At 60.0% G+C, this 14,727-nt stretch carries 9 protein-coding genes; 3 read left to right on the forward strand and 6 right to left on the reverse strand.

What is annotated here, in order from left to right:
* Positions 1 to 25: 25 nt before the first annotated feature.
* Positions 26 to 1,045 (reverse strand): LacI family DNA-binding transcriptional regulator, encoded by a 1,020-nt coding sequence (locus QRN41_RS14105; RefSeq protein WP_167417545.1) that lies wholly within the window; start codon positions 1,043 to 1,045, stop codon positions 26 to 28.
* Positions 1,046 to 1,291: 246 nt separating this feature from the next.
* On the opposite strand from QRN41_RS14105, the gene QRN41_RS14110 reads away from it, so the two are divergent.
* The 3 genes from QRN41_RS14110 to QRN41_RS14120 all read left to right on the forward strand — a co-directional run bounded on the left by QRN41_RS14110 (position 1,292) and on the right by QRN41_RS14120 (position 7,977).
* The gene (locus QRN41_RS14110) at positions 1,292 to 3,265 is read left to right on the forward strand and encodes a hypothetical protein (protein WP_167417546.1); all 1,974 of its coding nucleotides are present in this window, start codon (positions 1,292 to 1,294) and stop codon (positions 3,263 to 3,265) included.
* Between the two features lie 169 nt (positions 3,266 to 3,434).
* Positions 3,435 to 5,468 carry a hypothetical protein gene (locus QRN41_RS14115; RefSeq protein WP_243269817.1) on the forward strand — a complete coding sequence of 678 codons (2,034 nt, stop codon included), beginning with the start codon at positions 3,435 to 3,437 and terminating at the stop codon, positions 5,466 to 5,468.
* 250 nt (positions 5,469 to 5,718) lie between these two features.
* On the forward strand, positions 5,719 to 7,977 hold the full coding sequence (locus tag QRN41_RS14120) for an autotransporter outer membrane beta-barrel domain-containing protein (protein ID WP_167417547.1): 2,259 nt from the start codon (positions 5,719 to 5,721) through the stop codon (positions 7,975 to 7,977).
* A gap of 52 nt (positions 7,978 to 8,029) precedes the next feature.
* Here QRN41_RS14120 and QRN41_RS14125 read toward each other — a convergent pair whose 3' ends face one another.
* The 5 genes from QRN41_RS14125 to QRN41_RS14145 all read right to left on the reverse strand — a co-directional run bounded on the left by QRN41_RS14125 (position 8,030) and on the right by QRN41_RS14145 (position 14,599).
* On the reverse strand, positions 8,030 to 8,629 hold the full coding sequence (locus QRN41_RS14125; protein WP_167417548.1) for a LysE family translocator: 600 nt from the start codon (positions 8,627 to 8,629) through the stop codon (positions 8,030 to 8,032).
* A gap of 54 nt (positions 8,630 to 8,683) precedes the next feature.
* Positions 8,684 to 9,523 (reverse strand): AraC family transcriptional regulator, encoded by an 840-nt coding sequence (locus QRN41_RS14130; RefSeq protein ID WP_285421688.1) that lies wholly within the window; start codon positions 9,521 to 9,523, stop codon positions 8,684 to 8,686.
* 70 nt (positions 9,524 to 9,593) lie between these two features.
* The gene (locus QRN41_RS14135; protein WP_167417550.1) at positions 9,594 to 10,235 is read right to left on the reverse strand and encodes a DUF1345 domain-containing protein; all 642 of its coding nucleotides are present in this window, start codon (positions 10,233 to 10,235) and stop codon (positions 9,594 to 9,596) included.
* A 114-nt stretch (positions 10,236 to 10,349) separates the two neighbouring features.
* A complete protein-coding gene (locus QRN41_RS14140; protein WP_167417551.1) occupies positions 10,350 to 13,442 on the reverse strand; it encodes a multidrug efflux RND transporter permease subunit in 3,093 nt (1,030 codons plus the stop codon).
* A 2-nt stretch (positions 13,443 to 13,444) separates the two neighbouring features.
* The gene (locus QRN41_RS14145; RefSeq protein ID WP_167417552.1) at positions 13,445 to 14,599 is read right to left on the reverse strand and encodes an efflux RND transporter periplasmic adaptor subunit; all 1,155 of its coding nucleotides are present in this window, start codon (positions 14,597 to 14,599) and stop codon (positions 13,445 to 13,447) included.
* Positions 14,600 to 14,727: the final 128 nt, after the last annotated feature.

Below are 14,727 nucleotides of genomic sequence, written 5' to 3' on the forward strand. Positions count from 1 at the left end.
TTTCATTTTTGTTCAAAAAAAACACTCATCCCTGTCGGCGCGTGGTGGAGCCGCGGATGATGAGTTGGGGCAGGAAATCCAGGGTGCGGGTCGGCTCGGTGTCGCCGCGCAAGCGCTTGAGCAGGCAGTCGAACGCGCTGGCGCCGATGGCTTCGGTGGGTTGGGCGAGGGCGGTGATGCCGTTGCCTACCAGCGGGTACCAGTCCAGGTCATCCAGGGCGATCAGGCCGATGTCGTCAAATAGGTGGCAGCTAAGATTCTTGAGCGCGCGGGTGCAGGCCAGCGCGGCAACGCCGTTGGCGCAGAACAACGCCTTGGGGCCCGGCGTGGCGAGAAAATTGCGCAGGTGGGTTTCAAGGGCGTCGTCCAGCTCCAGCACGGCGCCGCTCAACGCCGGGCGGCGGGCGATCTCGGCTTTGAAACTGGCCAGGCGCTCCAGGCGCGAGCTGGTGCCATCGGTGGCTTCGCTGACCAGCAGCAAGTCGCGGTAGCCCTGTTGTTCCAGGTGCTCCACCGCCATCTGCACCGCCGCCGGGTTGTCCAGCCCCACCAGGTCGCTGTGCAGCGGCTCGACCTTGCGGTCCACCAGCACCAGGGGCATTTCCCGTTGCAATTCCAGCAGTTGGTCGAGGTGATGGCCGAGGGTGTTCACGATCAGGCCTTCGATGTTGTACGAGCGCAGGGCCGCCAGGTGCTGGCGCTCCTGCTCATCGTCGCGGTCGGTGTTGCACACCACCAGGCTGTAGCCATGCTGGCGGCAGGCGGTTTCTACGCCGTGCATCACCGCAATGGAATAGGGGTTGCGAATATCCGCCACCAGCATACCGATCAGGCGCGTGCGGCCACGTTTAAGGCCTCGGGCCATCTGGTTGGGGCGGTAACCGAGTTGTTCGATGGCTTGCTCGATGCGCAGGGCGATCGCATCGGAGAGCAGGGCGCGGTCTTCACCGATGAAACGCGAGACGCTGGCCTTGGACACGCCGGCGTGGCGGGCAACGTCGAGCATGGTCACGCGGCTGCGCTGGGCGGTGGAAAAAGTGGTCACGTGGGACGGCCTTTATTATTGGAAAACGTCATACAAGTGGCGGCTGAAACCGGTTTCATGGAACACGTTATAACCCAGGTCGTCAAGAAAAATGATGGTGGCGCCAGGCATTCCATTCCGACCAGTGGCGCCATTACCTGTTAGTTCTGACAGTTTCCGATAGGCATCGTTAAGGGTTTAATTTCCTCAAGTTTCAGTCGGTGACCCGGTCTGGTTTATTCGCACCACATCATTGAGGGAGTCGTCATGTCACGCAGATTCAATCCTGGCAACGAGACCTTAGGAGCGGTACCTCCGGGGGCGCTGGCACTCCTTCCGATAAACATCCCGGGTGTCGACCCTGCGGATCCAACTGGCTTGATACCGGCGGCGCTGATGCTGGCGCCGCTTCGAGTGTTGATCCCAATGTGGGCGCCGCCGCCGGAGCCGTTGGACACGCCACATACTCTCAAGCTCTTTTGGGCAAGGGGCGGTGTGGTGGTTCATGACGACCAGCTAATGATCCATACGCCGCCGCCGTTTCCTGCCGAGCACGAGATGTTTATACCGTTAGTGGTGCTGCGTGAGCAGTCTGGCCCGGTTGAACTGTACTACTCAGTCACTGATTCATTTGGTGGAGAGAGTGTCCTCGACCCCAAACGAACACTGACAGTCGATATGAGCTCTCCGCAGTTGCTGAACCCGGCGGATCACCTGGAATTTGTGGTGCCACCTTCGCCTCTCATGGATGAGGCGTACTTGATCAATAATCCGCAGGTGGCGTTTGACGTTCCTCTTTATACGGGGCGCAATGACGGCGACATCATTCACTTCTACCTGTCGAATTCACCCAACCCTCCGGTTGCCGGGGAGGACGGCACGTTTGAACTGGTCTCCAGCACTGATCCCTTGGTCGTTACGTTGCCTGCCGATGCGTTTCGCACGCTGAGTAACGGTGCCGCGTACGTTTTTTTCCGAATTTTTGATAGGGCCGGCAACTTCAGTGACCGCAGTGCAGGACTGCCGTTTCAACTGGCTTTGGTCCCGTTGCCGGGCGACTTGCCGTTGCCACAAATTGTTCCGCCCCGCTACGACGACTTACTGATCAATCGCGAAGACGCCAGGGCTGGCGTGTTTGTCAGGATAACTGCTTACACCGACTGGGCACCCATGGATCAGGTCATTGTGTATTGGAAAGGTCGCCCCACCGCTGTGCAGCCGGTCAACAGTTTCCCCTGTGATGTCGAGGTGCCGTGGAGTGTTTTACGCGGGCCTTTGACTGACCCATTGATCGCCGAAACGGTCCCGGTCCGCTACGAGATCATTCGCGGCGCTTTGCCACCATTTCCGTCTTTCAATATTCCGGTGAATGTAAACCTCACCATCGCCGGGCAGGACCATGTCAATGCGCCGGCGCTGCTCAATCCGGATTTGCCGGTCGCGCAAGTGTGGGGGTTGACCTCTAACACTCAAGACGTCGTTAACCATGATGACAATCCTGCAGGCGCGCGAGCTCGTGTGCTGCTTTATGACAACCCCGAACCGGGGCAGATTCTTCGGTTCTACTGGAACGGGACGGGACCGGTCGCGACCTACACCGTACAACTTGGGGATGTAGAAGGGCAGTTGGTGTTTTCCAGTGTGATTCCCTGGGCAGCGATGACGGGGGTCATTAACCCGGCCTTGCCGGTGTATTACACCACCAGTAATGGCGTGAATGATCAACGCTCTCCCAATACGTTGGTAAACGTGAATACGGGAGCGCTGATTCAATTTAACGAACCCGTGCTTAAACATTCGCTGGTGGGCCCCGCCGCTAAATTGGCGTGCTGTTCCAAACCGGAGATTTTCGAAGGTGTTGGTTGGTATGTCGCGCCCGATGCGCGATTCCAACTCAACGATGTAGTGAGGCTGATGTGGGAAGGCTTCCCTAATAATAATTGGTCACCGCCGGCTATTGATCAGTCGAGGTATGCCGAAAATCAAACGTTCTTCAGTCAGGAACAATTGGAGGGTGGCTTGAACTTCCTTGTTTGGCCGTATGAAGAAAAAGTGGTCCCGATGCGCGACAGTCGCACCGCGCAAGCGTGGTTCCAAGTAAGACGTGGCGGTGCGCTCATTGGTGAGTCAAAGCCCAGATATATTCGTATCGACCTCAACTACCCTGCGGGCGGGTATTGCCAGGCGGGCGATGAGATTTTATGCGCAAGCGACGGAGTACCGACCCGCGTCGAGACTTAGAACAGCTAGAGGCTTATATAGATTTGGTAATACCGTTGTAATCAGTCGTTAGCTTTAAAGTAAGTCTTTCATCTTGCGTACTACGAGCAAGGCCAATTGCGATGTTGCATCGCGTGCTTTCGCACGCCTTGAGAACGCAGTGTTAGTTAATTCACGTTGGAGAATAGAGATGGAAAAGAAAACGTTGGAATTTATTCGTTGCTTTGAAGCTCGTCGTCGAGAATCCGATCGACTGAATGCTTTGCCCCCTGGTACCTATGAAGGCGAGGTACCGGGTTTCCCCGGTCTAATTGATCGCTATACCGCGCTCAAAGAAACCATGGATTTTATAATTCCTCGTTGGGAGGATTTCAGTACGGACCCAAGTGCCCCGGACACTGTGAGTGTGTGGATGTGGCCATTGGGTGACACTCGTCCGGACGACCCATTCACGACATGTACGGTGTCCTCCCCCCCGGCAACCGGTGTGCCGGTCAATATTGCACTGGCGCGGCGGCCACCTGGCGTTCACCACTTGCTATACAGCGTGTACGTTGAGAGCGTCAAGAATGAAAGTGAATCGTTGCGTCAGCCGCTGATCGTTGACCTTGCGGGTCCTTATTACAGCCACGTGGGACCGATCCCCGCGCCGCTGCCTCCGGGAGATTTGCCGACGCCTGCCACCTTGGCGTATTTCCAAGGGTTGCCTAATGCAACCGCGCTGTTTACCGTGCCTGGTTATGGGGACAACGGGCAGGCAGACGGTGACTATGCCTTGTTGTACTACAACAATTCGGATACGCCCTATCTGCCTACTGCTGGCAGTAGCGATCCGAAATGGGTGCTTCCTGCCAATTTGACAATCCCCTTGCCATTGTCGGTTGTCCAGGGCAGTGAAGATGGGTTGCGCAGTTTGCGCTACGAGTTGTACGACGCGGCGGGAAACCCCGCGAGACTGTCGTCCCAGTTTGTTTTTGATGTGGCGCTGTTTCCTGAGCCAACTAACTTCAAGGCGCCCACTATCGATTTGGCGGTGCCCGGCGATCAACTGATCGATCGTGATGACGCCGCGCAACTCAATGGCGCAATCATTCGTATACCGGCTTACGACAACTACATGCGCGGCAATGACGGTGACGTTCTCAGTGTGACCTTGACAACCTCATTGGGCTCACAAACGTTGCCCGATGTGCCGCTAGGCAACAACCTTTTTCCGGTAACGGTGCATGCGGAATTTCCGACGCTGCTTCAGATTTATGGCGCGACGCAAGGGGAATTGGAGATGACCGTTTCCTACGTCGTCAAACGTCGTTCAGTCAGCCACAATGCGCTGTTGACCGCGATGACGAATCTGGACCTCTTCGTGGTGGGGCCGACCAATCCGGACGAGCCGAGCCTGATCAACCCTAATTTGAACCCGGCAGTGGTCAGAGGCGAAGATGCAACAGGCATCGAGGGTGCGGATAATGAGCTGACGCCTGAGCACGCCAACCGGCCAGCCAATGTCCATATAAGGTTGTGGCACTTTCCCCCCACGCCGGACGCGGGTCCCTTCACTATCTATTTCTACTATGAGGGCGTACTGGCTGACACCCTATTCGTACCAAATGGTACGGCGCTCCAAGATGTAGTGATGCACATTCCTTGGAGCATCATTGCAAGTCACGGTAATGGAACGATGAGGGTGTATTACACCATTGGCTCGACAGGCTCTTCTAACAGGCAATATTCGTCCACTACGCTAGTAGAAGTCACGGCCAACATCATCTCACTTCGCCCACCCATTATTCAAAAGCTGTTAGGCGATGGCGCTGGGTTTCTCAATTGCACGAGCTTCGAGCCCGCACTAGGGAATATTCTAGTCCATGCCCCGGCCTCAGAACATTTCGCTTTAAACATGATTGTCAGGTTGCATTGGCGGGGTTACCGGGATGACTTGGGTACGGACGAAGTCACTGAGGTCTATGGGTTCAAGGACTCGCCGCCGCTGACACAAACCGAATTGAACAGTGGAATCGACTTCAAACTGGAAGACTACTTCACACGCTTCAAACCGATTCAACCCACTAGAGCTAACCGGACCGCCGGATCAGCCAGGGTTTACTACACCATTATGTTGCATGGCCAACTGGTCACTTCCGCTGAAGCCACACCGCTGGTGCGTGGCCATCTAATTGGTGGGCCTACCGGGATTTTCTGCGACGGAACTCCCGTGCCAGCGTAGTAGAGGCGCGCAGTTGTCGCCAAAGGGAGGCACGGCTTCCCTTTGGCGTTTTTTATAACTCTCTCTGGGAGCTGGGCATCCCTTCAGGGCTACTTGCCGTGTGGCCCATTAATGCAGGCACTTGGGATTAGTCCTACATAAAGTGGTAACCGCTCGGGATAACTTGGCGACGCTCGATTGGCATGGTCCCTCGCACTTTGGAACCGGCCAGTTTCTTCCATATTGGAATGCCAACCCAGAGGTTAGTTACATGTCATCCGTATTCAGTTTCAAGCTTTCGCCATTGAGTGTCGCCCTGAAAGTCAAGGCCGTTACCTTGCTCATGGTTATGGCACATACAGCCGAAGCCCGAGTTGTCACCGGGCCTGATGAGTATGTCCGCCCAGGACCCGCACCGGATCGTTTTGAGTTACTCCCAGGTTCCGGCCTGACGGTCGAGGGTGTCGTCACCAAGGATATTCGTGCCCGATCCGCCACATTAGTGGTCACGCCGGGCAGTTCTACCCAAGATATTTCTGCCACTAATTCGCAGGTCCGTATCGACGGCTCCGATGTCATCGCTCGCAGCACGGCCAACGTCGCTCTCCATGCTGTCGGCGGCAGCAACGTATTGATCAGCAACAGTAATGTCATTCATGGCAACGGTACTGCGCTGGCTGCGGGGCGTTCCTTGGGCGGGACCGATGGCTCCAGTGTCAAAGTAGTCAATAGTACTGTCACTGGTACTAATCAGGGAGCCTCTGCCAGCGCCTACAGCGTGCTGGATTTTTCCGGTTCGCGCGTCCAGGCGACGAACGCCAATGGCATCGGTGTTGCACTGTTGAGCGGACAGGCTTTCGCCACTGATAGTCACTTTGTCGGGGGAGCAAACGGCGTGCAAATGGGCATTGACGGATCCTCCGGCGTTCTGGACACCACGCTGGTGCTGGAGGGTTCCAGCGTCCAAGGCACAAATGGCGCTGCTATCCTGACAAAAGCCGGGACTAACGCCGATATTCAGGTGCGCAACGGCTCAACCCTCACCGGCGGCAACGGCAATATCCTGGAAGTCACCGGCGGTTCCAGTGCCAATATGAACGTCGACAATAGCCGTTTGTTTGGTGATGTGGTGGTAGAAGAAGGCTCCACTGCCAAAGTGCAGCTCAACAACGGCTCCTCACTCACCGGCCAGCTGAAAAACGTTGCCGAGTTGAGTGTGAACAACGCCTCCCAGTGGAATCTGGTAGGTGACAGCAATGTCGACGCTTTGAAGATGGGCGGCGGTGCCGTGCACTTCGGTGGGCCGGATGAGTTCTACCAGTTGGACGTGAAGAGTCTGGAAGGCAATGGCACCTTTGTCATGCACACCGACTTCTCCACGCACCAGACCGACTTCCTCAATGTGGAAGGCAAGGCCGAAGGCAACCACAGCCTGTTGCTGAACGCCACCGGCTCGGAACTGGCCAGCGGCCAGCCGATCAAGGTGGTGCATACCGAGGGGGGCGACGCGCACTTCTCTCTGGTGGGCGATACCGTGGATATCGGTGCATACGCCTATGGCTTGCAGAAGGACGGCGGCGACTGGTTGCTGGACCCGACGCGCAAAGGCACCAGCACCAGTGCTCACTCGGTACTGGCGTTGTTCAACAGTGCGCCGACGATCCTGTACGGTGAGTCGTCCATCCTGCGTACCCGCATGGGTGAACTGCGCTTCAGCGATCGCCGCGACAATGGCCTGTGGATGCGCAGCTACGGCAACAAGCACGAAGTGGCGGCCAACAAGAATGGCGCCGGTTATTCGCAGACGCAAAAAGGTTTCACCATCGGTGCTGACACGCCGTTGTCCAGCGGCGACGGCCAATGGCTGGCGGGCGTCATGGCCGGTCACAGCACGTCGGACCTGAGCCTCAACCGGGGTAGCAAAGGCGAGGTCAAGAGCTACTACCTGGGTGCCTACGCCACCTGGCTGGATGACGAGAGCGGTCTGTACTTCGATGGTGTCGCTAAGCTCAACCGCTTGCACAACGATGTCGATGTGACCATGAGCGACGGCAAGAAAGCCAAGGGCAGTTACACGCAGAACGCTGTGGGTGCGTCGGCTGAGGTCGGTCGCCACATCAAGTTGGATAACGACTTCTTCGTCGAGCCTTATGGCCAGTTGGCGGCGACGATTACCCAGGCGCAGAGCTACGAGCTGTCCAATGGCCTGAAGGCCAAGGGTGATCGTTCCAGCTCGGTGGTCGGTAAGGTGGGCGTCACCGCTGGTAAGGACATCCAGCTGGAAAGCGGCGGTGTGTTGCAGCCGTACCTGCGCACGGCAGTTGCCCACGAGTTCGACCAGAGCAACAAGGTGTTCATCAACGATCAGAGCTTCAACAACGATCTGTCGGGTTCGCGTATCGAGCTGGCGGCCGGTGTGGCTATGTCGGTCTCCAAGAACCTCAAGCTGCATGCGGACTTCGAAACCAGCAAAGGCAAGAAGATCGACCAGCCATGGGGTGTCAACTTCGGCGTGCGCTACGATTTCTAAGGCGCTCGTTCACTTCAACAGGGGAAGCTTCGGCTTCCCCTTTTTTTCATCTTCAGATCAGTACGCTCAGCCAAGTCGACCCCAGCAAGAGGAGGGCCATGCACCGGTTGAAACGCTGTACTGCCGTCGATGAGCGCAAGACCCGGTTGGATCCGGCACCCAGCAGTGCCCAGGCACCCAGGCAAGGCAGGGCAATCAGGAAGAACACCAGCGACAGGGACAGCACCTGGTGCTGGCGATCGGCACCATTGCCGGCAAATACGCTGACTACCGCCAGTGCCATCATCCAGGTTTTCGGGTTGATCACTTGCAGGCTGGCGGCACCGATCAAACCGAGGCGTTTTTGCGTCGACTGTGGGTCGATCGCCTCGGCCGGCGCACGGTAAATCTGCCAGGCCAGATAGCTCAACCATGCTACCCCGGCCCATTGCATGACGGCTTGCAGCTTGGGGGCCTGTGTCAGCGACTGGCCGACCCCTGAACCCACCACCAGCACAAGCCCCGCCGCGCCGGCGCATGCGCCGAGAATGATCGGCACGGCAGCCTTGAAGCCATAACGCGCGCTGTTGCTCAGCACCAGGATATTGGTGGGCCCCGGGGTGATTGACGCGACAAAGGCAAACAGCATGAACGGCAACAAGGTGGACAACATGGCGAGTGACTCCGATAAACCCGATTAAGGCGTCGATCTTCACCAGGCGGGGCGTTATCTGTCTGGAAGATTTGTGCAGCGCTTGCGGTACGCCGCCGGTGTCAGGCCATAGGCGCGCACGAACCAGCGGCCCAGGTGGCTTTGATCGGCAAAGCCCAGGGTAATCGCCACATCGGCCGGCAGTTCACCCTTGGCCAACAAGTGCCGCGCACGCGCCAGGCGCAGTTGTATCAGGTAGGCATGGGGCGGCAGGCCGAACGCGCTCTTGAAGGCGCGGCTCAAGCGAAAGCGGTCAACGCCACAGGCCAGTGCCAGCTCGTCCATGCCCACGTCGTGGTGCAGATGAGCATGCAGGTATTCCCGGGCCTTGTGTGCCACCCATGGCAGGCGCGGGTCCTCGCCATAGCGTCGACGCCAGTGCAATTGGCCGGTGAGGCATTCGAGCAATTGATCCATAGCGCGCTGACGCACGATGCGCAGTTCGCCGCTATGCAGGGTGCGGAAGGCTTGGCTGGTGGCGAGGGCCAGGCGCGGATCGTTGGCCAAGGTGCTGGCAAACCCCAGCTGGCTGTTGATCGGTGCTTCTTCGAACACCGCGCTGACTTCCCGCGTTAGCCATTGCGGGTCGAGGTAGAGCATGTGGTAGGTGAACCCGTCCGCCGTGGGCGCGTCGCCGTCATGCAGCTCGCCGGGCTCCACCAGGAACACCTGGCCCGGCACGCTGTTATGACGGGCGCGGCGGCAATTGAATTGCTGCACGCCTTGCTCGGTGACGCCGATCAAGTAGCTGTCATGCCAGTGGGGGTCATAGGCGTGGCCCTCGAAATGCGCGCGCAGCGTTTCGATGCCGGTGTCGGCGTCCTGAGCCAGGTCGATCCAATTGTGCGCGGCCATATCCCCCTCGGCGACGGTAAAACCCCATTAACGCGCCTCGCGGTGTGAGCGTCTAGAAGGTTTGTGCAGCCTAGCCGAAGAGGCCGGCGGCGATGTTGATCGAAAACCCCAGGATCGCCGTGTTGAACAAGAAACCGATCAGCGATTGCCCCAACACCACTTTGCGCATGCCTCGGGTCGCCACGCCCACGTCGGAGGTTTGTACGGCCACGCCGATGGTGAAGGAGAAGTACAGAAAGTCCCAGTAGTTGGGCGTGAGCAAGCCCTCGGCAAAGCGCAACGCTGGCTCCTTGCCGGTCCAGGTGTAATACAGTCGGGCGTAATGCACGCTGAAAATCACCCCGATCAACAACCACGAGCCGATCACCGTCAACCCGGTAAACCCGTAGTGCAGCAAGCGCTCGGAGGTGGCCAGGTCTTTGCTGCCCACCAGCTCGAACGTGATGGTGGCCAGACTGGCGATGGCGGCGATGCACACCGTGAACAGCACCAGCCCGGCGTTCTCGTCCTCTACCTCGGCGATGCGCTTGACGTCCTCGGCCTTGGCTCGGCTGGTCAACCACAGCATCAGCAGCAGGTAGGTCCAGACGCCGGCATTCCAGCCGATCAGAATTTTGCCGGTGACGGTTCCGGACGGCGCCAGGATACCCACCGCAAGGCCAAGGACGGCGGCGGCGGAGAGACGCGGATGGGTGCGGGCAAGGAAGGGCATGGCGCTCACGATTCGGGGGAATAGTGAGCAACATAGGTTGAGCAGCTGCAGGCTGCAAGCTTCAAGCGGCAAGTTGAAGCAAGGGTGCTCTGGCTGGCCGCTTGAAGCTGACAGTCAGCGACTGCGCTTGCGCACCAGCTTCATGACCACCACAAAGAACACCGGTACAAACACCACCGCCAAGGTCGCAGTGATCATGCCGCCGATCACCCCTGTACCAATTGCCTGCTGGCTCGCCGAGCTGGCCCCGGTGGCAATCGCCAGCGGTACCACGCCGAGGATGAAGGCCAGCGAGGTCATGATGATCGGCCGCAACCGCAGGCGCGCGGCCTTGAGGGTGGCGTCGATCAGGTCTTCGCCCTGGTCATACAGGTCCTTGGCGAACTCGATGATCAGGATCGCGTTCTTCGCCGATAGGCCGATGATGGTGATCAGGCCCACCTTGAAAAACACATCGTTGGGCATGCCGCGCAAGCTCACCGCCAGTACCGCGCCGAGCACGCCCAGCGGCACGACCAGCAATACCGAGGTCGGGATCGACCAGCTTTCATACAGCGCCGCCAGGCACAGGAACACGATCAGCAGCGACAGCCCCAGCAGTATCGGCGCCTGTGAGCCGGACAAGCGTTCCTGCAGCGACAGGCCGGTCCATTCCTGGCCCAGGCCCGCTGGGAGTTGGCCGACCAGGCGCTGGATCTCGGTCATCGCTTCACCGGTGCTGTAGCCTGGCGCCGCCTCGCCGGAAATCGCAATGGCCGGGTAGCCGTTGTAGCGCGTCAACTGCGCCGGGCCTTGGGTCCATTTGGCCTGTACGAAGGCGGACAGTGGCACCATCTTGCCGGCGTCGTTGCGTACGTGGATCTTCAGCAGGTCCTCGACCTGGCTGCGCCGGTCGCCTTCGGCTTGCACCACTACGCGCTGCATGCGGCCTTGGTTGGGGAAGTCGTTGACATAGGCCGAGCCAATCGCCGACGACAGCACATTGCCCACCTCGGCGAAGGACACCCCCAGCGCGTTGGCTTGTTTGCGGTCGACTTCCAACTGCACTTGGGGCGCCTCGGCCAGGGCGCTTTCGCGCACATTGGCCAGGATCGGGCTTTTCTCCGCCAGGGCCAGCAGTTCGGTGCGCGCCGCCATCAATGCCGCATGGCCGACGCCGCCGCGATCCTGCAGGCGGAACTCGAAACCGCTGGAGGTGCCCAGGCCATCCACGGGCGGCGGCAGGACCGAGTAGGCAATCGCATCTTTAAGCTCGCTGAACGCGCCATTGGCACGCTCGGCAATCGCGGCGGCGGCATCCTCGCTGCTGCGCTCCGACCAGTCCTTGAGCGTGGTAAACGCCAGCGCTGCGTTCTGCCCGGAGCCAGAGAAACTGAAGCCCATGATCATGGTGGTATCGCCCACCCCCGGCTCGCCGGCGTTGTGCGCTTCGATCTGCTCGGCCACCTGCACCGTGCGGTTCTTGCTGGCGCCCGGCGGCAGTTGGATATCGGTGATGGTGTAACCCTGGTCTTCCACCGGCAGGAACGAGGAGGGCAGCCGCGTGAACAACAGCCCCAGGCCCACCAGCAGCACCAGATAGATCAGCAGGTAGCGGCCGCTGCGCTTGAGGGCGTAGGCCACCCAGCCGGTATAGCGCTCGGTGAGCCGCTCGAAACGCTGGTTGAACCAACCGAAGAAGCCGCCTTTGGCATGGTGCTCGCCCTTGGCGATTGGCTTGAGCAAAGTGGCGCACAGGGCCGGGGTCAACGTCAGGGCGAGGAACGCCGAGAACAGAATCGAGGTGGCCATCGACAGTGAAAACTGCTGGTAGATCACCCCCACGGACCCGGCCATGAACGCCATCGGCAGGAACACCGCCACCAGCACCAGGGTAATGCCGATGATCGCGCCGGTGATCTGCCCCATGGCCTTGCGCGTCGCTTCCTTGGGCGGTAGCCCCTCGGTGACCATGATCCGCTCGACGTTCTCCACCACCACGATGGCATCGTCCACCAGGATACCGATGGCCAGCACCATGCCGAACATGGTCAGCACGTTGATAGAGAAACCCAGCAGCAACATGGTGGCGAAGGTGCCCATCAGCGCAATCGGCACCACCAGGGTCGGGATCAGCGTGTAGCGCACGTTCTGCAGGAACAGGAACATCACCGCGAACACCAGCGCCATGGCCTCCAGCAGGGTGTAGACCACCTTGGTGATCGAGACTTTGACGAAAGGCGAGGTGTCGTACGGGATCTTGTATTCCACATTGGCCGGGAAATAGCGCGACAACTCGTCCATCTTCGCCCGCACCAGGGTCGCGGTGTTCAGCGCATTGGCGCCCGGTGACAGTTGCACACTCACGGCGGTGGAGGGTTTGCCGTTCAGGCGCGTGGAGAACTGGTATTCCTGGCTGCCGATTTCCACCCGCGCCACATCGCCGATGCGCACGGTGGAACCGTCCGGGTTGGCCTTGAGCACGATGTCGGCGAATTCCGCCGGGGTCGACAATTGGCCCTTGACCAGGATCGCGGCGGTGATTTCCTGGGTATGGGTGCCCGGCAAATCACCGATGCTGCCGGCCGAGACCTGGGCGTTCTGCGCAGCGATGGCGGCATTCACGTCGGCCGGGGTGAGGTTGAAACCGATCAGCTTCTGCGGGTCGATCCAGATGCGCATGGCGCGCTCGGCCCCGTACAGCTGAGCCTTGCCCACCCCGTCCAGGCGCTTGAGTTCGTTCATCACGTTGCGCGCCAGGTAATCGCTGAGCGCAACGTCATCGAGCTTGCCGTCGTTGGAGGTGAGGGTCACCAGCAGCAGGAAGCCCGCGGAGACTTTTTCCACCTGCAGGCCCTGCTGAGTCACGGCCTGGGGCAAGCGCGGCTCCACGGCTTTGAGGCGGTTCTGCACATCCACCTGGGCCATCTCCGGGTTGGTGCCGGGTTGGAAGGTGGCCGTGATCGTTGCCGACCCCAGGCTGCTCTGGGACTCGAAATACAACAGATGATCGGCGCCGTTGAGTTCCTGCTCAATCAGGCTTACGACGCTCTCATCCAGGGTCTGCGCCGAGGCACCGGGGTACACCGCGTAAATCTCGACTTTCGGCGGCGCGACGTTCGGGTATTGCGCCACTGGCAACTGGGGGATGGCCAACAGGCCGGCCAGCAGAATGAACAGCGCTACCACCCAGGCGAAGATCGGGCGGTCGATAAAGAACTGCGGCATGCTCAGGAATCCTTGTTGGCCAGCTTGGCTGGGCTGTCGTCCACCTGGACTTTCTCACCGGGCCGCGCGTGTTGCAGGCCTTCCACGATGATGCGGTCACCGGGTTTGAGGCCATGGCTGACCACCCAGCGATCACCGATCACCGCGCCCAGCTCCACCGGTTGCTGGCTGACGGTCTGTTCGGCGTCCAGCAGTAGCACCATGGGGACGCCGGCGCTGTCGCGGGTGATGGCGCGTTGCGGCACGCTCAGGCCCTGGGTATCGACTGCCTGCTCCAGGCGTACGCGCACGAAGCTGCCGGGCAGCAGGTCGAGGTCCGGGTTGGGGAACTCGCTGCGCAGAACGATTTGCCCGGTGCCGGGGTCGACGCTGATTTCAGCGAACAGCAATTTGCCCGGCAGCGGGTAGAGGCTGCCGTCGTCCTGGATCAACGTGGCCTTGGCCTGGTCCTGGCCGACCTGCTTCAGGCTGCCGGCGCGGAAGGCGCGGCGCAGGTCGTTCAGCTCGCGGGTGGATTGGGTAAGGTCGGCGTGGATCGGGTCCAGTTGCTGGATGATCGCCAGCGGTGTGGCCTCGTTCTGGCCGACCAGGGCGCCTTCGGTGACCAACGCCCGGCCGATGCGCCCGGAAATCGGCGCGGTGACGGTGGCGTAGCCGAGGTTGAGCTTGGCGCGTTCAACGGCGGCTTTATTGGCGGCGACTTCGGCGTTGGTCTGGCGCACGGCGGCGCGGGCGTTGTCGTAGTCCTGGCCGCTGATGGCGTTGCCTTCCACCAACTGGCTGTAGCGTTGCGCTTGCAGGCGCGCCTGGAACGCGTTGGCTTCCGCCTTGCTCAGGTTGGCCTTGGCGCTGTCCAGGTCGGCCTTGAAGGGGGCCGGGTCGATGCGAAACAACACGTCGCCCTGTTTGACGTCATGGCCTTCCTTGAACACCCGCTGCAGCACCACGCCGGCTACCCGCGCGCGCACTTCGGCAATGCGTGGCGCGGCGATGCGCCCGCTCAATTCGCTGCTGATGGACAGGGGCTTGGCTTGCAAGGTCTCGATGCGAACCTTGGCCAGAGGCATTTCCGGCGCTTCGACGGCCGACTGGTCACAGGCACTCAGTGCCAGCGTCAGGGCCAGCAGGCAAAACGGCGCAAACAGATTCTTCGACATGCTCTTATCCCAATAATGACTGGCGCATCCTAAAGTCACCGGCGCCTCGGTGCTGTGAAGCTGTGTAGCAGGTGTGTGAAGAAATGTAAGGTGCGGCGCGCGAGGCACCGAGGGCGTATATCCTTGCA

Source organism: Pseudomonas sp. efr-133-TYG-23 (assembly GCF_030209215.1).
Lineage (GTDB): Bacteria > Pseudomonadota > Gammaproteobacteria > Pseudomonadales > Pseudomonadaceae > Aquipseudomonas > Aquipseudomonas rhodesiae.

Excerpts from the sequence above, each read along its gene's own strand:
- QRN41_RS14115 (WP_243269817.1), top strand. The coding sequence starts at position 3,435 with ATGGAAAAGAAAACGTTGGAATTTATTCGTTGCTTTGAAGCTCGTCGT.
- QRN41_RS14110 (WP_167417546.1), top strand. The coding sequence starts at position 1,292 with ATGTCACGCAGATTCAATCCTGGCAACGAGACCTTAGGAGCGGTACCT.
- QRN41_RS14130 (WP_285421688.1), bottom strand. The coding sequence starts at position 9,523 with ATGGCCGCGCACAATTGGATCGACCTGGCTCAGGACGCCGACACCGGC.
- QRN41_RS14135 (WP_167417550.1), bottom strand. The coding sequence starts at position 10,235 with ATGCCCTTCCTTGCCCGCACCCATCCGCGTCTCTCCGCCGCCGCCGTC.
- QRN41_RS14120 (WP_167417547.1), top strand. The coding sequence starts at position 5,719 with ATGTCATCCGTATTCAGTTTCAAGCTTTCGCCATTGAGTGTCGCCCTG.
- QRN41_RS14140 (WP_167417551.1), bottom strand. The coding sequence starts at position 13,442 with ATGCCGCAGTTCTTTATCGACCGCCCGATCTTCGCCTGGGTGGTAGCG.
- QRN41_RS14125 (WP_167417548.1), bottom strand. The coding sequence starts at position 8,629 with ATGTTGTCCACCTTGTTGCCGTTCATGCTGTTTGCCTTTGTCGCGTCA.
- QRN41_RS14145 (WP_167417552.1), bottom strand. The coding sequence starts at position 14,599 with ATGTCGAAGAATCTGTTTGCGCCGTTTTGCCTGCTGGCCCTGACGCTG.